This window comes from Lentibacillus sp. CBA3610 (assembly GCF_013373365.1).
GTDB lineage: Bacteria > Bacillota > Bacilli > Bacillales > Amphibacillaceae > Lentibacillus.
The window spans coordinates 2,314,749-2,333,662 of sequence record NZ_CP035925.1 but is presented as its reverse complement, the minus strand read 5'-3'; the positions used below and the strand labels follow the sequence as shown (position 1 = coordinate 2,333,662).

General features: G+C 44.2%; 16 protein-coding genes. 10 read left to right on the top strand and 6 right to left on the bottom strand.

What is annotated here, in order from left to right; translation table 11 throughout:
• Positions 1–83: 83 nt before the first annotated feature.
• Entirely contained in the window at positions 84–1,040 is a 957-nt protein-coding gene (locus Len3610_RS11570) for an acetamidase/formamidase family protein (protein ID WP_255259582.1), read from the bottom strand.
• A complete protein-coding gene (locus Len3610_RS11565) occupies positions 997–1,542 on the bottom strand; it encodes a hypothetical protein (RefSeq protein WP_176448082.1) in 546 nt (181 codons plus the stop codon). Before Len3610_RS11565 ends, Len3610_RS11570 begins: the two co-directional genes overlap by 44 nt.
• A 106-nt stretch (positions 1,543–1,648) precedes the next feature.
• Here Len3610_RS11565 and Len3610_RS20985 point away from each other — a divergent pair, with 106 nt between their 5' ends.
• From Len3610_RS20985 to Len3610_RS11535, 7 genes are all read left to right on the top strand, one after another.
• Positions 1,649–1,828: a hypothetical protein gene (locus Len3610_RS20985; protein WP_255259581.1), complete on the top strand. Its 180-nt coding sequence runs from the start codon at positions 1,649–1,651 to the stop codon at positions 1,826–1,828.
• Positions 1,829–2,371: 543 nt separating this feature from the next.
• Positions 2,372–2,506, top strand: a complete 135-nt coding sequence (locus Len3610_RS20980; RefSeq protein ID WP_369693571.1) for a transposase — start codon at positions 2,372–2,374, stop codon at positions 2,504–2,506.
• A 1,116-nt stretch (positions 2,507–3,622) separates the two neighbouring features.
• The gene (locus tag Len3610_RS11555) at positions 3,623–4,264 is read left to right on the top strand and encodes a CAP domain-containing protein (protein WP_255259580.1); all 642 of its coding nucleotides are present in this window, start codon (positions 3,623–3,625) and stop codon (positions 4,262–4,264) included.
• 147 nt (positions 4,265–4,411) lie between these two features.
• Positions 4,412–5,191 carry a Cof-type HAD-IIB family hydrolase gene (locus tag Len3610_RS11550; RefSeq protein ID WP_176448080.1) on the top strand — a complete coding sequence of 260 codons (780 nt, stop codon included), beginning with the start codon at positions 4,412–4,414 and terminating at the stop codon, positions 5,189–5,191.
• Positions 5,192–5,333: 142 nt separating this feature from the next.
• Positions 5,334–5,885, top strand: a complete 552-nt coding sequence (locus tag Len3610_RS11545) for an NADPH-dependent FMN reductase (RefSeq protein WP_176448079.1) — start codon at positions 5,334–5,336, stop codon at positions 5,883–5,885.
• Positions 5,886–6,358: 473 nt separating this feature from the next.
• Positions 6,359–7,135: a TatD family hydrolase gene (locus Len3610_RS11540; protein WP_176448078.1), complete on the top strand. Its 777-nt coding sequence runs from the start codon at positions 6,359–6,361 to the stop codon at positions 7,133–7,135.
• A gap of 75 nt (positions 7,136–7,210) precedes the next feature.
• A complete protein-coding gene (locus tag Len3610_RS11535; protein WP_176448077.1) occupies positions 7,211–10,639 on the top strand; it encodes an SCO7613 C-terminal domain-containing membrane protein in 3,429 nt (1,142 codons plus the stop codon).
• A 216-nt stretch (positions 10,640–10,855) separates the two neighbouring features.
• Here the strand turns inward: Len3610_RS11535 and Len3610_RS11530 are convergent, their stop codons facing one another.
• Together Len3610_RS11530 and Len3610_RS11525 are read right to left on the bottom strand one after the other, a co-directional pair.
• Positions 10,856–11,692, bottom strand: coding sequence for a YitT family protein (locus Len3610_RS11530; protein WP_176448076.1), 837 nt, complete (start codon positions 11,690–11,692; stop codon positions 10,856–10,858).
• A gap of 146 nt (positions 11,693–11,838) precedes the next feature.
• The gene (locus Len3610_RS11525) at positions 11,839–12,966 is read right to left on the bottom strand and encodes a glycerate kinase (RefSeq protein WP_176448075.1); all 1,128 of its coding nucleotides are present in this window, start codon (positions 12,964–12,966) and stop codon (positions 11,839–11,841) included.
• Positions 12,967–13,285: 319 nt separating this feature from the next.
• Between Len3610_RS11525 and Len3610_RS11520 the strand changes: the two genes are divergently transcribed.
• Positions 13,286–14,017: an aspartate/glutamate racemase family protein gene (locus tag Len3610_RS11520; RefSeq protein ID WP_176448074.1), complete on the top strand. Its 732-nt coding sequence runs from the start codon at positions 13,286–13,288 to the stop codon at positions 14,015–14,017.
• A gap of 527 nt (positions 14,018–14,544) precedes the next feature.
• Here Len3610_RS11520 and Len3610_RS11515 read toward each other — a convergent pair.
• A complete protein-coding gene (locus Len3610_RS11515) occupies positions 14,545–15,432 on the bottom strand; it encodes a fructose bisphosphate aldolase (RefSeq protein ID WP_176448073.1) in 888 nt (295 codons plus the stop codon).
• Between the two features lie 294 nt (positions 15,433–15,726).
• Positions 15,727–16,035: a Uma2 family endonuclease gene (locus Len3610_RS11510; protein WP_176448072.1), complete on the bottom strand. Its 309-nt coding sequence runs from the start codon at positions 16,033–16,035 to the stop codon at positions 15,727–15,729.
• Positions 16,036–16,643: 608 nt separating this feature from the next.
• Between Len3610_RS11510 and Len3610_RS11505 the strand changes: the two genes are divergently transcribed.
• On the top strand, positions 16,644–17,534 hold the full coding sequence (locus Len3610_RS11505; RefSeq protein WP_176448071.1) for a DMT family transporter: 891 nt from the start codon (positions 16,644–16,646) through the stop codon (positions 17,532–17,534).
• A gap of 249 nt (positions 17,535–17,783) precedes the next feature.
• Positions 17,784–18,785, top strand: coding sequence for a YeiH family protein (locus Len3610_RS11500; RefSeq protein WP_176449643.1), 1,002 nt, complete (start codon positions 17,784–17,786; stop codon positions 18,783–18,785).
• Positions 18,786–18,914 lie beyond the last annotated feature (129 nt).

Below are 18,914 nucleotides of genomic sequence, written 5' to 3'. Positions count from 1 at the left end.
ACTTCGCTAGACGACAATAATCATCTTCTTATTTCAAAGCTCGGGGTGGGACAGGGGGTCAGACCCTTTGTCCCACTTTCCTGTCATTTAAAAACTGAATTAGGCAAGAACGCAGATACAAGATGATTCGGCATATCAACAATTTCACTGATGCGCAAATCAACAGCAACGCTGCAAAGCATATACGCTTCCTGCTCACTCATTTTATAGGTGTCCACGAGATGTTCAATCATATAGCGGATGGCGTTTCGGGATGCTTCAACCAGATCCTCACCATGGCCGGTTGTGACGTAATAGCCTCTGCTGTCCGCTTCCGGTGTTGGCGGTCCGGGAATCTCATAACGCGGCTCGGCAATGGATTTTCCTTTGTGCAGTTTGAACCGGATGGTTGCCTCCATCGATGCTTCAACAGCTGTACCGCACACCTCACCATCTCCCTGTGCGGCATGTGTGTCTCCGATTGAGAATAGTGCTCCTTCGACCCATACAGGGAGGTAAAGCTTGGTGCCTCGTGTCAAATGGCGTATATCCATGTTGCCGCCGTTTTCCCGTGGTGGGACGACACTGAAATTACCTTGTTCAGGCAGGGCGACTCCGACTGTGCCAGGAAAAGGCTTGACGAATAAGTCGATGCCATCAAGAAATTCGGTTTTATGTCGGTTGGTTAAATCAAATGTTTTAATGGCTGGTTCTTGAAACTCGTCGGCAAGCAGACCAAAACCGGGTATAATGGCTGTCCAGCCCCAGTCCAGCTGGCGAAAATCGAGCATTTCGATCTCTAATGTATCCCCAGGCTGGGCACCTTTTACATAAACTGGGCCTGCAACCGGATTGACCTTTGCAAAATCCATATTTTTGACATCCAGTGAAGTTGAATGTTTGGTAAATTGACCGCCAGAAGATTCAGTAATTTCATAGGTTACTTTTTGACCGGATTCAACTTCAGCAATCGGTTTAAAAGAATTATCCCATCCATAGTGGCTGTGCGCTTTAAAGTCATGTATGGTCATATACGGATGATGATGGTGATGAATTGGCAATTGAGCTCACTCCTTGTATTGTTTTAACTATCATATCATACTTAAAGTTCTGGTGTGGTAGTCCTGACAATAATATTTTTACTTCCCTAAAACCATCGTATATTGTTGAAAATTTTTTGAAGGCTATCATTCCTTGGTGAACTGTAATGGTAGCTTTTTTAAATGTTGTCAAAGAAATAAGCCTATCTATCCCACATGCAACAGGACGTAAGTTTCTCTTAAGAAGATGAGTTAAAAGCAAAAGATTTGAAGATGTTTTTTTTGGCTCTTCACCAAAATCTATGATTGATAAACTAGTTGTAATTATGAATTTAAGTGACCGCTGCGGAAAAACACTACGCTTTCCGCGGGCCCCGAGCTCAGCCTCCTCGAAAAAAAGAAGTTCGCTTTTTTTCTGCGGGGTCTTCCCACTGCGCTTTCCCGCAGGAGCCTCCTCGAAAAAAAGAAGTTCGCTTTTTTTCTGCGGGGTCTTCCCACTGCGCTTTCCCGCAGGAGTTATCATGAACGAAACTAGCCCCTTAATCGTAAGAACGTAGATTAATTTTGGTTCATACTGTATTACTAGTAAGCCAAACCAAATTCAGAGCTATAATACGAAAGGAGCTAGTATGATGGAGTATATCACAAAATATGTGGGATTAGACGTGTCAAAGGAAAAAATTGCAGTCGGTGTTGCGGAAGAAGGGCGCTCAAAGGCAAGGTATATTGGAATGATTCCTTATACAGTAGAGGCAATCAGGATTAATAGCAAATTAGGGATGCCGGAACAACTTCAATTTTTGTTATGAAGCTGGCCCAACCGGGTATGGACTTTATCGTCTCCTGAAGAGTATGGATATTGAATGTGACGTGGTTGCACCATCGTTAATTCCTCAGAAGCCCGGTGATCGTGTTAAGACAGACCAAGCGGGATGCCTTGAACTTAGCGACGCTTTATCGTTCGGAGAGTTAACACTATCTATGTACAAACAGAAAGATGATGAAGCTTTGCGCGACCTGGTCGGGCACGTGAGGATGTGAAAGGAGATGATTAAGAGCTAAACAGCGATTGATCAAATTTCTTCTCAGAAAGAGATTAAACGCCTCAAGGTACGAAAAGGTGGACAGTAAGTATTGGGATGGCTGGATAGTTTAAAAATTGAACGCTCTGCCTCTCGCGTGGCATCCAAGAATATTTGCAGCAGGTGAAGGAATGTCAGCAACGATTGAAAGTGTAGACAGGAGATTAAGGAACAAGCCAACGAAGGCGTCCATGCGCCAATGATTTCAAAACTCATGACTTTACGAGGTGTGGCAGTCATTTACAGCTACCAGTTTGGTTTGCGGAAATCATGTCATTTGAACGGTTTCAAACGCCTAACCAATTTATGGCCTACAATGGACTGGTCCCAGTGAAGTTCCAGTGGTGGACTACGCAGATTAGGAATATCACCAAGGCAGGAAATCGTCATGTACGGAATTATTAATAAAAGAGGCGGCGTGGAGCTATCGTTACCAGCCTGCCGTGAAAGGTGAGCTAAAAAAGAGGCAACAAGGACAGCCAACGAATATCCTGAATATTTCATGGAAAGCACAAAACCGCCTGCACAAAAAATACTTCCGCCTATTAGGACGTGGGAAGGAAAGCGGAAAAGCCATCACGGCCGTTGCAAGAGAACTGGCAGGATTCATTTGGGCCATAGCCAATGAATCGGATACTGAAACTCAAGCGCATTAAGTTACGTATAAAGGCATATTATTCGGAAACTGAAACTGCAGGATTAATGGGAAAAGGAAAGAATATAGGGCTTGGAGGCAAAGATAAAAAACCGTAAAGGAATAACGCACGACGGGAGACTTTGTGCTAGCCAGCCATTGGTGAACGCACGCCAGGAGTTCCGTGACAGATCCTTATACGGAAAGAATATAATGTGAGAAACCCACGGATTATCAGTTCTTCTTACCGGAGCAGAGATTTTTGCCTTCATGCCGTGTATTTCTCTTCTTCACAACCTATGAAGAAAGGAGGAACTTCCATTCTTCTTAGCTTTGTATGAGTATCTCCTATATCTGAAGGATCGTCAAGGAGAGCACTTGACAATCCTTCAGATATAGGAGGGAGGGTTTGGCAAGCTAAGAAGAAGGCATTAGTTTGCACATTTCTGCTTATGGCATATTACTTATTGAACAAAGGGCCCAATTCAGACCCTTCGCTTAAAGTTGTCCAAAAATCACATTCAAAAAATTGTGCGGAGGTCCTTGACAGTTTCGTTCATATCAGTCTCCGTGTTTTTCCTCCGCTAGTCAGTCTTGTTACCATAGTTATCCACTAATATCAACCATAGATTTTAGTGTTGACCCGTTTTTTTAATCCCGAATGTGAATCAAAAAGAATAGCAATATGTGAATACTTTGTGCTGGTGTTCAAGAAAGAGCACTTCAGTCCGCGATTTTGTTCGCGTTGCCTGTTTATGTGTATAATAGAAATGAAGATAGGATGAATAGAGAAGGCATGTGAAAGACTCGCAGATCAATAAAGAGCTTTTGTAATATAAACGTCATTCAGCTATGGGACAGGTTTGCGAATGGAGGAGTACAAACCAATGAAACGGTTATTCATATTGGTCGCCATTTTATTTATGGTATCGATCAGAACTCCGGCTGCGGTCCAGGAAACATGGGATCCTGATAAGCTGGCATTTGATACCTTTGAACAATGGGCGGCGGACATACAAGAATGGTTTACAGATCAGGATATAAGCATCAGAGAATATACAGAAGACTTAAATCAGCTAATTCAATCAGGAGAGGAAACGCAAGAGGGGACGCCGGATACGGATGCAACCGATCCTTCCACCTATGAAAAGGAAGTCGTGAAGCTTGTGAATGATGAACGGGAAAAGCGAGACTTGGAGCCGCTGGAAATGGATAATCGCTTAAGCAGTCTCGCACGGAAGAAATCACAGGACATGGCAGACAACAACTATTTCAGTCATACATCGCCAACGTACGGTTCCCCATTCGATATGATGGAGCAGTTCGATTTCACCTTCCGCCTGGCCGGCGAGAATATTGCGGCCGGTCAACGCAGTCCCGAACAAGTAGTAGAAGGATGGATGAACAGTGAGGGGCACCGTGAAAATATTTTAAAAGAAGGATTTACACACATCGGAGTTGGCTATGTCGAAGCGGACGGGCTCAAGTATGGAACCTATTGGACACAAATGTTCATGACACCGAGGTAGGTCGGGATGGGGACGCGCGGCCTGACCCTTTGTCCCAGTTTGTGATAGAATGTTAGTAGGGGACAGTCCCCCATCACGGTAACGCGTTAAAGCGGTAGGGGACAGTCCCCCCGAGAAGAATATATACTTATGAAACGAGGATGAGACATGAAGCAGAAGTTGATTTTCTTTGATATAGATGGGACGTTGCTTGATGATGAGAAGCGGCTGCCGGAATCGACGAGGCAGGCTATTGCGGAATTGCAGGCGGGCGGTCATTTTGTGGCAATCGCAACAGGCCGTGCGCCATTTGCGTTCTTACCATTACTCGACGAATTAAATATTGGCACGTATGTCAGCATTAATGGGCAGTACGTTGTGCATAATGATGAAACGATTTACAAAAATCCGCTCAAACCCGATCATCTTGCGGCACTGGAAAAATACGCGGCTGAGCGCAATCATCCGCTTGTCCATCTCAATCATGAGGACTGGTATGCCAATACACGGAATCATCCGCATATTAATGAGGCAACTGGCTCACTGAAGATTGATCAGGAAATCAAATATAATCCGGATTTTTACCGGAATAGCGAGGTTTATCAGACACTGTTATTCTGTACGGCTGACGGGGAAACAGAATACGACCAGACATTTGATCAGCTCGATTTTGTCCGCTGGCATCAATATTCTGTGGACGTTATGCCCGCCGGCGGTTCCAAAGCGGCCGGCATCAGCAAGCTGGTTCGCGAGCTGCAGATCCCGGCGGCTGATATTTATGCATTCGGTGACGGATTGAACGATATTCCAATGCTAAAATCCGTTCAAAACAGTATTGCGATGGGAAACGCTGCAGATGTCGTGAAAAAAGCGGCCGGCAGTGTGACGAAAGGTGTTCATGAGGACGGTATTTGGCATGGACTGAAGATGGCGGGACTGTTGAAGTGAAGGACGTTCGATTTTGCGGGGACAGTCCCCCATCACAGTAACGCGTTAAAGCGGTGAGGGACAGTCCCCCAATGATATGCTGCATATTTTGAGAAGAATGCATGCGCAACAATAAACGTTTGGATGGCGAGGAGGCGTAATATTGAAGTTAGTTGGCGTATCAGGAACTTTGGCCGGGAATAAGACATCTAAAGCAGTTTATGATGTTCTGGAAGCTGCTAAGCTGATGGATAAATCTGTGAAGACAGAACTCATTGATCTTAGGGATTATGAACTATCATTCGCTGACGGTTCCCCGCTTGCTTACTTTGAAGATGATACCTGGCCGGTGGCTGAGAAAATCATGTCTGCCGATTGTTTGGTGTTTGGTACACCGATTTATCAGGCTTCTATCTCCGGAGTATTGAAAAATTTGCTGGATCATATTCCGGAATATGCTTTTAAAAATAAGGTGACCGGCATTGTCGCAACAGGCTTGTCCGAGAAACATTTCCTTGTAACCGAATATCAGCTGAAACCCGTTCTTTCTTATTTTAAAGGGCTGGTGCCGACAGGGAATGTTTTCGTTCAGAATGATTGCTTCGATGTGGAAAGTGAAGAAATTATCGATAACATAGTGGCAAAGCGACTGCGAAATCTTGCTGATGAAATCCTGTTTTTGCAGCGGAGTATTAATGAGCGGACGGAGCGGTAAGTCGGCTCTGGCTGCAGGGTGGTATTGAAAAGAATGCTGGTTTTCAGCAGCTGCTGTAAACCTTTCTGTTAAACCGCGCGAAAGTGAACTCAAACCGTGCGAGAGCCGTCTTGAATCGTGCGAGAACCAGCTTAAATCGAGCGAGACCCACCCCGACCTGCGCGAGAACCACCCCAAATCGTACGGGGAAATTTTAAGTGCCTGTAACTTCCCCAAAAAATCGAATATTTTATCAAAAATAATTTTAGAAGCTATCATTCCTTCGTGAGTTTGGATGGTAGCTTTTTTATATGCGGTCAAGTGTCGGGTTGTGCCAGATCGAACTTGTTTCATTATTTTTTCAGGGACCAACTATAAATAGAAGACAAATTATAATACAATGAAAAAAGGATAACAGAGACGTTGAGGTTTAAGTTATTCCGCATCCTGTGGGAGTACAGGTATCTATTTTTTTCTGAGAGGGCTTGATGTTTATGCTTGAGCGGATAATTGATGCGCATATTCATCTGGATATATATAAACCCGATGAACAATCCTTGATTCTTGGCGAAATGGAAGCGAGTGGTGTGGATGCGCTGATCTCTGTCTCAAATCATTTGCTGTCAGCACAGAAAAACCTGCAGTTGGCAAGGTATGATAGCCGCATTAAACCGGCAATTGGTTTCCACCCGGAACAACCGTTGCCGTCTGATGAAGAAGTTGCGGACCTCTTGGCATTGATTGATAACCATCAAGATGAGATGACGGCTGTCGGGGAAGTCGGGTTGCCGTATTATTCACGCCAGGAAGGCAAAGCGGATAAGCGGGAAGCGTATATGGCGATTTTGCGAATGTTCATTCAAAAAGCGGTAGAGCTTGATAAACCGGTTGTCCTGCACGCAATCTATGATGATGCACCGGTGGTATGCGATCTGCTGGAGAAACATTCGTCAATTAAAGCTCACTTTCATTGGTTTAAAGGAGACGCACGAACGGTGGAACGGATGGCAAGAAACGGTTATTTTGTGTCGGTCACGCCGGATATTGTATATAAGGAAAAAACGCGGAAGCTGGTACGTCAATATCCGCTTGAGAAAATGATGGTGGAGACAGATGGGCCATGGTCATTTGAAGGGATTTTTGACGGCAAAATGACACACCCTGATATGATTCGCCGGTCTATCTATGAAATGGCTATGATAAAACGTATACCGTTACAGTTGGTTTATGACCGTTTATATGAGAATACGAGCTGGTTTTATGGGGTGTGACTTTCTGATATAGAAGGGGTCTATGACATTTCGGAACTTGTGGTGGAATAGGGCTACAGTAAGGGGGAAGGTTTCATGGATCAGTCAGAAATCAGGTTAACACAGCAAACAGTCAAGAAAGAACTGGAAAAGCTGGAAGAGGCTGAATACATATCATCAGACGTGCACACACACGTTGTGAAAGCACACAATCAGTATTATGCAGATCTTAAACAACAGGAAGCAGAAGCAGAAAAAGCAATGCACGATATGGAGACCACGGATGACGATCAATCCAGTGAATTTCCGGAAACGGATCCGGTTAAAGAAAAGAAAACATTATCGCCAAAAGAAATTCGAGAGCGCAATATTACCTGGTCATTAAATCTTGGGGTTGTGCTGCTTTTGATTGGTGGACTGGTTCTGGCGACAAGTACATGGGATACGCTGGCCAATTGGATGAAATCTGGATTAATGATGATCGTTTCACTGCTATTTTTTGGTCTCGCGGTACTGACGATGCGTGTTTTGAAAATCGAAAAAACGGCATTCGCTTTTTATGTGCTTGGCAGTTTGTTTTTACCGATAGCGATTTTATCTGTCGGTTATTTTGAATTGCTTGGTCCTTATTTTTCATTTACCGGTGCGGGACGTTATTTATTTGGGGCTGCCGGCAGTCTCGTGATGCTGCCAGTTTATGTGGTGCTTGCCGACAAACTGTCATCGCGATTGTTTGTCTGGTTCTCCTATATTACGGTGACGGTTTTGGCTGGGCTTCTTCTGGCGGCGTTATATTTGCCGGTCGATGGCTTTTACCTTGGCATCATGCTGTTTAATGGATTGCTTCTATTAGGCTACGCAAGGTTCAAAAATAAGCAGCGCATCACGTTGTTTATGAAGGAATTTGTTCTCTATATACAGTGCAGTCTGATCCTTTCGACATTGCTAATGCTTTCGTTTTATGATCATGAGATGATGTATGGCTTTAGTGTACTGCTTACGGCGGTTATTTATTTTGCCATGATTTATGTAACGGAGCATAAGGAATACAGCTTTGTTTTTAGTGCCATGCTTGTTTATGGCGCCTATCAGCTGATTGAGTTTTCGGTTCTGCAGGAAGCTGGTGCTATTGGTTATGCTTTGTTAGGATTTGTATTTTTAGCCATTCCGCGATTCATTGATGATGATCATGCGTTAAAACGAATCTTTCGTTACACAAGTGCCGTCGTGTCGCTGTGTGCATTTTTGTACATCAGCTTTGAGGGAATTATCCTGAGAATGAATGAACCATCGTTTGTCCTGCTGCTGGCGTATGTGCTGATTGCTTTAAATTTCGCATTTCTTGCCAATATGACAAAGCGGCTATTGTTTGCTTACTTAAGTCCTATATTTTTGATGAGTGCGTTATATGAAGTTGTTTTGTTCAGCAGGGATTGGTTTGGTTATGACGAATTTATGCTGCCGATATTTGTCACAGGGTTATTCCTCTATGCCATCTTTGGATGTTTGATGCATTTGTCTTTTTTCCAGCGGATGAAGGAAAGTTCCCGCGATGTCGGCGGCGTTGTCATGCTGCTTGCTGTGCTGGCCGATTTTTTATTGCTGAATTGGTGGCAGACAGGAACGATGCTGATGCTCCTAAGCATTACCACATTGCTTATGGAACGGTATGAAAAAAGGACGACTGTGGGTAAAGGTTCATCGTGGCTTCATGCCGTATCATTGGGGCTTGCCGTTATGATGTTCTATGCAGCTGCAAATGGGGGAAGTACTTTATACGGCAGTGAGCCAATGGAGGCTGAGAGTTTTGTGTTGGCAGGTCTTGTTGTTCTCTTGGCAAGCTTTGGGTGGAAGCAAGTTTATCGACAAGCTTTTGCGGAACATACATTTTTCACAGCTTATGGATTTTACGGGCTGGGAATGTGGCTCACACTGACCTTTGATTTCGATGCTGTGTTGCGCTCGGTGATCATGCTGGGCGGGGTGGCAATGGCTTACTTGCTTTACCGGAAAATGGGCTGGATGGTCGTATCGTATGTTGTCAGCGGTATTTCCCTGTTGTTTTACATGACTGTTCTTTACGCAATTCATTCGGAAATGACAATTCAATCGGACCTTTTCCAGTCACTGCAATTTGTGATCGGGGCGGTTCTGCTCCTGATTGTCGGTGTCTTGATTAACAAGCATGATACGGGTCTCAGGAAAAGTTTTTGGTGGGCAGGGCATCTATTCTTACCGTTCGCTTTATTGACGAGTCTCCTATTTTTTGGGGAAGAAACGGTCTGGGCCTTTTTAATCGCTGCTGCCCTTTATGGTTTAAGCCTGCGCTGGGCGCGTGCCGAATGGCGGATTTTATGCTTTTTATATGGTGGTTTTTTCACATTTTGGATTGGAATCGTTCAATGGTTTGTGCTGCTGGATCTGGCAGAGCCCATTCAATATGCGGCATTGGCCACCAGTATTCTGATGGCTGTCGGATGGTATATCAGTAAAGCGGCATGGACGAGACGCATTGCTTTTTACGTGATTCCTTTTTCCGTATTTGGCATTTTCACATTCATGCTCGTGCCGGATTTTGATGTGACGTTATTTGCTTTGACGCTGCTTTATGCTGTGTTGACGCTGTTTATGATGCATCGGGAACAATGGGATCTATTTACTGTTGTTCCGCTTGTGCTTGTTTATAGTATTTTATGGCGATATGATGATGCGCTGTTATCACCGGCGTATTTCATGTCGGTGCGACTTGTCGGATTTGCCGGGCTTCTTGCAGTTGCTGGTTGGCTGATGTATCCGGTTATCTATCAAACGCGAACGGATAGGGAAATACCGTATAAAATTGATTGGTATTCGATCATCGGTTTTGTTGCGTTATTTAATTTATATGCGGTCACAACAGAAGCGCTATGGACTAAACTATTGCCCGGCCTGCTGATTTCACTGTTTTTGATCGGGCAGCGAAAACGAATACCGTATGTTCCGGCAAAATGGGTGACATTCAGTGCTTGCGTCTATTTCCTGCAGCCCTATTATGTGCTGCTTGGCAATGTGCAGATACCGGATATAATTGAGCGGGAGCTGTATGCCCTGCCATGGGTGGCCGCCATGATTGTCCTGAAAAAAATCGCTGACAGACAGCATAAATCGCTGGTGAACAATTTACAATGGGCTGTTCTGGTCGTTGTGTCACTCATGCTGATCCAGGATGGTCTCGCAAGCTCGACGATTTATGATGCGTTGATTATCGGTGTGCTTTCCCTCGCCTCGCTGCTTGGTGGAATGGCTTATCAGATAAAGGCATTCTTCTTTGTCGGTGCAGGCGTATTACTGCTGAACGTTTTGCTGCAAACCCGGGACTACTGGGGGAACATGCCATGGTGGGCTTACCTCCTGATAGCCGGATCCATTTTAATTGCGGTGGCAAGCTATAATGAATGGCACAAGCAGAAAACAGCAGATGGCAAAACAACTTTAGCGTCCACGTTTTATCGGAAGGTGATTGAGAGGTTGAAGCGGTGGGAGTAGGATAGAGCAAGAGGATGAAGAATCAGGGAAAGTATGAAAATTTGCGATCAATACGGCAGGAGAAATGCGGGAATTATGCCGATGGAGACCAGAACGCGATTGCTTTGCATAGTAGTACCAGCGTGAGGGCTCTTTCGAATCTGACACGGCATTCACAAGCAGTGGAGTCGTCATCAAGAAGCCCTCTCTAGTCTATGGAACTCAATCTCGTCCCTGTCATTTTTTTGCCCAGGAAAAACTGCCGCCAAATACATCACGAACGTCGTGAATGACAACAAAGGCCCTGTCATCGACGTCGTTTATGATGCGTTTCAGTTTCATGATCTGGTATTTGTTAATGATAATATAAGCCATATCGGCATTGTCTTTCATATAGCCGCCATAGCCCTCAAACACCGTTGCGCTTGTTTTCATTTGCTGAACGACTTCATCGGTGATCTCCGGGGCATAGGCGGAAATAACACTGACGGCTTTGCGTGTGTCAAGCCCTTCCAGGATGATATCTGTCGCTTTCTTGCCGACAAATAGTGAAACGATCGTATACATCGTATTAAGCGGTCCGATGATCAACAGGCCGGATGATACAATCAATGCGTCAAGCGTAAAGTTCGTCCGTGTCAGATCCCAGCCGAAGTTGTGATGCAGCATGCGTGCAATGACACTGGTTCCGCCCATGGAACTGCCGGTTCTTAGGATAAGTCCTGCGCCAATGCCAATGAAGAAACCGGCGAAAATGGCTGAAACAAGTGGATCCCCCAATGATTCAACCTGTTGTTCCGTTATAAAGATGAAGAATGACAGGAGCGGCGCTGTTATCACGGTCAGGAATATGGTGCGCCTTGGCAATACCCGGTAGCCAATCAGTAAAATAATGGATGCCAGTATAAAGTTTACGATACCCGGTGACCACCCGAATGCATAGAACAGGATTAATGACATCCCGGGAAGTCCGCCGTCTGCAAGGTTATTCGGGATTGCCAGAAAGGTCAGTGCCAAAGCATAAAGCAGCGCGCCGATAACAATCATGATCAAATCGGTCGTAAGTTTTTTCATTATCCCCATCTCCTTGTTTAACTGTGAAAGATACCAAACTGCTGTACATTGGACACAGTTTAGCATGTTCTGTCTTAAGTCAGCAATATTTCAAGGACAATGGGGTTGAAGCGTTGGGGTTGGAGGCGGGTTATTAGAGATGTTAGTTATTCCCCCACACCGCGAATCAACTGAACAACCTGCTTCGTCTGCTCGTAAAGAAGTTCATCAGCACGATCCATACACGCTTCAAGTGTCATCGGTTCTGTAATGACCGAAAAGCAGCCATCGAATTTGCTGCGGAGTTTGTCCTGATCCCCGGTTAGAGATCCGGAGATTAATATAACGGGTGTGCCATGGGACCGGGCAATTTCAGCTATATATCCGGGTGCTTTGCCGTACAATGTTTGTTCATCACTTTTTCCCTCACCGGTTATGACAAGATCGGCATGGTTTATGGCGTTTTCCATGTCAGAAGCATTCGCTACAAGTTTTGCACCTGATACGAGTTCTGCCTTCAGTACAAGCAGGGCGAAACCCAATCCTCCTGCAGCGCCTGCCCCTGCCTTATGATGGAACACCTTTCCTTGCTGTTTTTCGATTAACGAAGAAACATCTTTCAGTGCGCTATCATACTTGGCTACCTGTTCAGCCGTTGCACCTTTTTGCGGGCCGTAAACGTCGCTCGCACCATTTTGGCCATATAACGGATTCTCCACGTCACAGGCAACTTTAATGGATGCATCAGCCAATCTTGGGTCGATTTCAGCAAAACTGACGTGTGTAATATCCAACAGGTCCTTTCCAAAAATACCTGCCAATTGTCTGTTATTTTTCCAGGCTTTCGTTCCCAGAGCCTGCAGCATTCCGAGTCCACCGTCATTTGTTGCACTGCCGCCAAGGCCGATAATAAATGACGTACATCCCCTGTCCAGTGCATCTTTTATCACTTCACCAAGCCCGTAGCTTGTCGTCTTATCCGGATTCCGCTCAGCCTCTGGGACTTGGACTAATCCGGCAATATTCGCGATTTCGATGACAGCTGTATTGTCTTGAAGGATGGCATAATATGTATCAGTTTTTTCGCCAGACGGACCTATACAGGTGACCGGAATTTGCTCACCGTCTGCTGAAGAAAGTAACGTATCAACTGTTCCTTCCCCGCCATCAGCCATTGGTTTTGAAACGATTATGTCATGGTAACTAAGAGATGAAATGGCCTGTTTCATAACATCTGTTACCTCAACGGACGTTAAACTACCCTTATACGAGTCGGGTGCTAATACGATGTTCATAGGGATCTCTCCTGACCAAAGTTATTCAAAAATAAGGAATAGATGAGATAAATGGAATTAATGACACTGAGCATATTTCTGATTCGGTTATTTGTTGATGATTCTAAAACATCAGCAACTATCAGACCATTATTTATCTAAGGCTTATTATATACTGTTTTCCAAATATTTCATAATGAAATTTTTCATTTTTAATATGTGTATTTGGTTTTGTCTTGAGTCCCAATAATGGTGGGAGTGAGGAATTCTCCTCATATTCCTGAATGATGACTTATCCAGCGGTAATACTAAGCTTAGTATACATGAAAGGTGGCGTGCTATGATTTATCAGGCCAATCCGGGACAAGTGTTTTACGGTCATACGATTGGTATTTTGATGCTTGATACGTTTGTGCCAATGATTCCCGGTGATATGGGCAATGCCACGTCCTATTCATATCCTGTGCTTTACCACACGTTAAACAATATTACGGCGAATAAGGCCGCTACCGGGGACCGGGCTGTGCTTCCGGAATTGATCACAGGAGGAAATGAACTTGTCCAGAACGGGGCAAAGGCGATTACCGCAGATTGTGGCTTTTTGGTGTATTATCAGAAAGAACTGCGGGACGCTCTGAATGTGCCTGTTTTTCTGTCGAGTTTGCTGCAGCTGCCGTTTATGCTTCTGATGCTTAGTAGCAATGAAAAGGTGGGGATTATAACAGCGGATTCCAGGCAAATTGATGCGGGAATGCTGCAGGCGATGGGCCATGTTGATACAGAGCGTGTCATCATCCGTGGCTTGGAAAACACACAGTATTTTTATGATGCGTGTACTGCCGAGAGCGGGACGTTGGATAAGGACAAAATAGAAGAGGAAGTCGTTGCTGCAGCGCTAAATATGGTTCAGCAAGACCCGAATATTAAGGCGATATTACTTGAGTGCAGTTTCCTGCCGCCATATGCAGCGGCCATTCAGGATGTTGTTGAACTGCCTGTATTTGACTATAAAACCATGATTGACTATGTTCATTCGACGTTTCGAAAGCCGGTGTATAATGGGTATCTCTAATAAAGAAGGTTCATTCTGGATTAAATTTGTCTGTTGCGTATTTTTCAATTTAAATGCCCGTAACCCCATACGGAGGCAACGTCAAATCATGCGGGAACAGCGCCGACTCGTGCGAGAATGGCTTCAACTCGTGCGAGGGTGTCGCCAACTCGTGCGGGAACAGCACCGACTCGTGCGAGAATGGCTTCAACTCGTGCGAGGGCGTCGCCAACTCGTGCGGGAGCAGCGCCGACTTGTGCGAGAACGGCTTCAACTCGTGCGAGGGTGTCGCCAACTCGTGTGGGAGCAGCGCCGACTCGTGCGATTACCCCTCAAATTCGCGCGAGAGCCGCTCACCCCACTACCAAGAATAGAACCAATACTTCACCGTTGATGTTTACATTCAAACAATAAAACCCCCGAGGATGAGCTGATTCCAAAAAGTTAGACTGAAATCTAACTTTGGGGGTCATCTCAGAATTTTCCTCGGGGGTTTTGTCTAAGCATTATATCCGATAGCCGTCATGAAAAATTGCTGATTATCATGCTTACGTAATCGAAGCCTGGTAAATGGATTCGACAGCTTTCTGAAGCTCGTTATTAAATTCTTCATCTGTTTGGTTGACGTTCAAATCCTGTGTTAGTGCGCGGGAAAAGCTGGCGATAAGGTTATTATTTTCCTTAAGTTTTTCATTCGCCTCGTCTGTGTCGTAGCCGCCGGAAAGTGCGACAACACGCACGACATTTGGATGCTCAATCAGTTCTTTGTACAAGTTAGCGAGCGTTGGTATCGTCAGCTTCAGCATCACATGATCGTCCTGGCTGAGATTATCGAGATGGATCTTAATTTCTGCTTTCAACAGTTCCTCGCATTTTTCTTTTTCCGGGCTGTTAATGTCCACTTCCGGCTCGATAATTGGAACGAGACCTGCATCAATGATTTTTTGACCGATTTCGAATTGTTGATCGACGACAGCCTTGATTCCTTCTTCATTGGGTTCCTTAATAACGGAGCGCATTTTGGTTCCAAAGATATGACGCTCATTTGCGCGTTTAAGCTTGTCATCGAGGTCGTCGATTGGTTTCATCAGCTGTACGCCATTGGATTCATCGGCAAGGCCTTTATCCACTTTCAAGAATGGGACAACGCCTTTTTTCTCAGACAGATAATCGCCGGTATACATGCCTTCAATTTCGCGGTCCATCGTTTGTTCAAACAGGATGGCGCCAATGATGTGACTGTTATCGAAAGCAGGTGCTGTGATAATCCGGGTCCGCATTTCATGGACGAGGTCAAACATTTCATCCTCATTGTTATATTGATCTTCTGTAACGCCATAGAGGGCAAGTGCTTTTGGCGTACTGCCGCCACTCTGGTCGAGGGCTGCAATAAATCCATTACCGTTTTTCATTTGTTCAAAGTGTTTTTGATTCATAACTTCCACTCCTTTTATCATGATAAAATTACCTTTTTCTGATTAGGGTAATTTATGTATTTCGGCAATAGCGTCAATTACCTTTTCATTATATCATGAAAAGGGGGTCAGGTTGTAGTACTATATATGTTTGACACTACTATTTTTGTTTTTGGTTGATTAAGATCACAAGAACATCGAACCAGATTAGAGGGTTTAATGGAGATAAAAGAATCAATCTGTACTTTTTGTGTACTTCGGTTGATTGGAGATAAATAATTCCGGCTTTTCAATTTCCCTCAGGACAGGACGTCTTCAGTCTAAACGCGGGATATTGTCCATCACATTTTTCATGGTAAATGGCATACAGGTAATGTTTGGGGATGTGATGTTTTCATTGTTCTGGAATATGGTCATAAGCTCATAGCGTTCGTTTGTCAAAATATATTGTTCAACCGCTCCGAGATTGGGATCAACAACCCAATACTCGGGGATTTTAAAATGAGCGTATGTTTTTAACTTGTCGATCTTATCCCGTTTCAAAGAAGAAGGTGAAATAATTTCAATAACGAGATCCGGAGCTCCCTCGATCCCGCGATTTGTCAGGATGTAGATTCGTTTCAAATCCTCGTTTTTTTACCGGATGTGATTGGAGCTTATATCTGGAAAACGTATCTTTATATGGACTCTATTCATACCTACAATCGAAAGAAATATGCATTTGGGGGCATGAAAAGTATAAAATTTTTTTGCCGGATATGCCACTTTTTCCGGATTCGTTTCGATTGTAGGGGTGAGGGAGGGCAAAATAGGATGCACGTAATTCCATTTATTTCCTGGTGGCGCTGTAGATCGGAGCAAAATCGCTGTAGTTTGCAGCGCACCGCTGTAGATGAGTGAATAGTCGCTGTAGATCGATCAGAAAACGCTGTAGTTCAGACGAAATTCGCTGCAGATTAATGGAAAAACGCTGTAGATTTGGGGATGAATGTTTGTTCAAATTTAAACATTCCGGGTGGCGTGAAATGGTATATCAACCCTGCATCTGCCACGTGTCATCGGTTCGGCTGGTTTGACTAAACAAATTTCTTTCCATTTTCCCGTTTTTATATTAGGATGGTTAGTTGGTGCTGATATCACTTAAGTCAAGGGAATATCGGTGCGAGCGCAGCGCCACAGGGCACGAATGCTGCGCTTTAGGATGAGGGATTTAGCAACAGGAGGAACAGTCAATGTCGAATCGTAATAAAGGTATACTTTTATTATTAATATCTGCGTTGGGCTTCTCATTCATGGGGGCTTTCGTTAAGCTTTCCGGTGATTTGCCGACGATGCAGAAAGCTTTTTTTCGTAATATTGTAGCGGCTATCATAACATTAGGTATTGTTTTGCGTCATAAGGAAAGGATCTTCGGTAAAAAAGGAAATCAGAAATTGCTGCTGTCCCGTTCAGTGCTTGGGGCAATTGGGATTATTCTGAACTTTTACGCGATTGATCACCTTGTATTATCCGATGCTGAGATGCTGAACAAGCTCAGTCCGTTTATTCTCATTATATTTTGTGCAATTTTCCTGAAAGAAAAGGCTCAGCGGTTTCAGATTATCGCCATCCTTGTGGCGTTTATCGGGGCATTGTTCATCATTCAGCCGCAATTTTCCGTGGATATTTTCCCTTATATTGTTGGGGTACTCGGAGCGGTGTTTGCCGCCGGTGCTTATACGCTTCTCAGGGTATTGGGAAGCAGGGAAAAACATTATACCGTTGTGTTTTATTTTTCATTTTTTACAACGGTGCTCCTGCTGCCGTTTACGATTTTTATGTATGAACCAATGAGCTGGCAGCAATGGGTCTTACTCATTCTGGCAGGTGCATTCGCAACAGTTGGGCAGTTTGGTATCACGCTCGCCTATAAATTTGCACCGGCCAACGAAATTTCAATTTTCTTCTATTCAACGGTCGTTTATTCGGCACTGTTAAGCATCGTGCTGTTCGGCCAGATTCCGACGCTGCTCAGTGTGATCGGCTATGTCATCATATTCAGTGCATCGCTCTACATGTTCCTGAAAAACAACCGGCTGGATAAACAGGAAACCGAACAGGAGGAACAGTTGAAAACATCTTAGAAGACGATTGCTGCCCCAATCATTATTCATCGTGATGGTTGGGGCAGTTTTTCGGGACGCGGGGTCTGACCCTTTGTCCCATTTCATCTATTTAATTTAACAATAAGTCACATAAAAAAGTGTAATTTCACTTTACCGGCGACCCTCCTTATAATGGAATATATCAGAAGTTGTTGAGTATCATTTCCGCCATTGGGGGTGTTGAGGTTACAAGAGCCACAGCAGCAGAAGACGGAAAAAAGATCGTGGATGAGAAAAAATGGATTTATTCTGGGAATCGGACTCACATTATTTCTGGCCTTAATTGCCCAATTTATCGCCTATCTTCCTATATTTGAAATTATTGGATCATTGGTATTAGCCATTGTGCTTGGGATTGTTTGGAGAGTCGTTTTTTATTATCCTTCTTACATGGCTGGGGGAATTACATTTTCCAGCAAAAAAATATTACGGCTTGGCATTATTCTCTTGGGGATGCGTCTGAACTTGCTTTCAATTGTTGAAGCTGGATTTAGCGTTGTTATCACAGCTGTCGTGGTTATTGCTGTTACGATTTTTGTCATCTACAAAATTGGCAGTAAACTGGAACTTAATCCAAATATCGGCCTTTTAACAGCTTGCGGAACAGGTATATGTGGAGCAGCAGCGATTGTGGCCATTGCGCCACAGGTCAAAGCAAAAGATGATGAAGTCGCCATCAGTGTGGCAACGATTGCAATGCTTGGCACGTTATTTACGTTTATTTATGTTCTGATTTTTCCTTTCCTGAATATTGAGTCGTATACGTATGGGTTTTTTGCTGGTGCGACATTGCATGAACTGGCGCATGTTATCGCGGCAGCGGATCCCGGAGGCAGCACATCCGTGGATATCGCGGTAATTATGAAATTGACGCGGGTAGCATTACTTGTTCCGGTTGCAATTATCATTGGCTTAATGTTTGCAAGAAAGAACCGGACGGAGAATGCAGCTGATCGGAAATTTTCGCTGAAATCATTGCCAATACCTTGGTTTATTATTGGTTTCCTGGCCACGAGTGCGATTTATACAACAGGAATATTGCCAACAGCAGTTTCGGATTTGATTGTTAGTTTTTCTTATTTATTAATTGGTATGGCAATGGCGGGACTCGGGTTAAATGTCGATCTTAACTCGTTTAAACAATATGGCTTGAAATCATTTAAAGCTGGTTTAGCAGGCACTGTTATTCTGGTTTTTGTAGGGGCAGGACTGGTTTGGGCGGTTATATAAACATTCGTTTTAGGCTAATACAAACATTGCTGATGTTTGTATTAGCCTTTTTAATTACGGTAAGTGTTATAATAGTTTGAAATTTTAGATTAAAAATTATTGAATTAGTTGAAGTCATAGGTTATAGTT

Bases quoted from the DNA above. Each gene is read 5' to 3' on its own strand.
- Len3610_RS11565 (WP_176448082.1), bottom strand. From the start codon at position 1,542: ATGATAACTCCTGCGGGAAAGCGCAGTGGGAAGACCCCGCAGAAAAAA.
- Len3610_RS20985 (WP_255259581.1), top strand. From the start codon at position 1,649: ATGATGGAGTATATCACAAAATATGTGGGATTAGACGTGTCAAAGGAA.
- Len3610_RS20980 (WP_369693571.1), top strand. From the start codon at position 2,372: ATGTCATTTGAACGGTTTCAAACGCCTAACCAATTTATGGCCTACAAT.
- Len3610_RS11555 (WP_255259580.1), top strand. From the start codon at position 3,623: ATGAAACGGTTATTCATATTGGTCGCCATTTTATTTATGGTATCGATC.
- Len3610_RS11550 (WP_176448080.1), top strand. From the start codon at position 4,412: ATGAAGCAGAAGTTGATTTTCTTTGATATAGATGGGACGTTGCTTGAT.
- Len3610_RS11540 (WP_176448078.1), top strand. From the start codon at position 6,359: ATGCTTGAGCGGATAATTGATGCGCATATTCATCTGGATATATATAAA.
- Len3610_RS11535 (WP_176448077.1), top strand. From the start codon at position 7,211: ATGGATCAGTCAGAAATCAGGTTAACACAGCAAACAGTCAAGAAAGAA.
- Len3610_RS11530 (WP_176448076.1), bottom strand. From the start codon at position 11,692: ATGAAAAAACTTACGACCGATTTGATCATGATTGTTATCGGCGCGCTG.
- Len3610_RS11525 (WP_176448075.1), bottom strand. From the start codon at position 12,966: ATGAACATCGTATTAGCACCCGACTCGTATAAGGGTAGTTTAACGTCC.
- Len3610_RS11520 (WP_176448074.1), top strand. From the start codon at position 13,286: ATGATTTATCAGGCCAATCCGGGACAAGTGTTTTACGGTCATACGATT.
- Len3610_RS11515 (WP_176448073.1), bottom strand. From the start codon at position 15,432: ATGAATCAAAAACACTTTGAACAAATGAAAAACGGTAATGGATTTATT.
- Len3610_RS11505 (WP_176448071.1), top strand. From the start codon at position 16,644: ATGTCGAATCGTAATAAAGGTATACTTTTATTATTAATATCTGCGTTG.
- Len3610_RS11500 (WP_176449643.1), top strand. From the start codon at position 17,784: ATGAGAAAAAATGGATTTATTCTGGGAATCGGACTCACATTATTTCTG.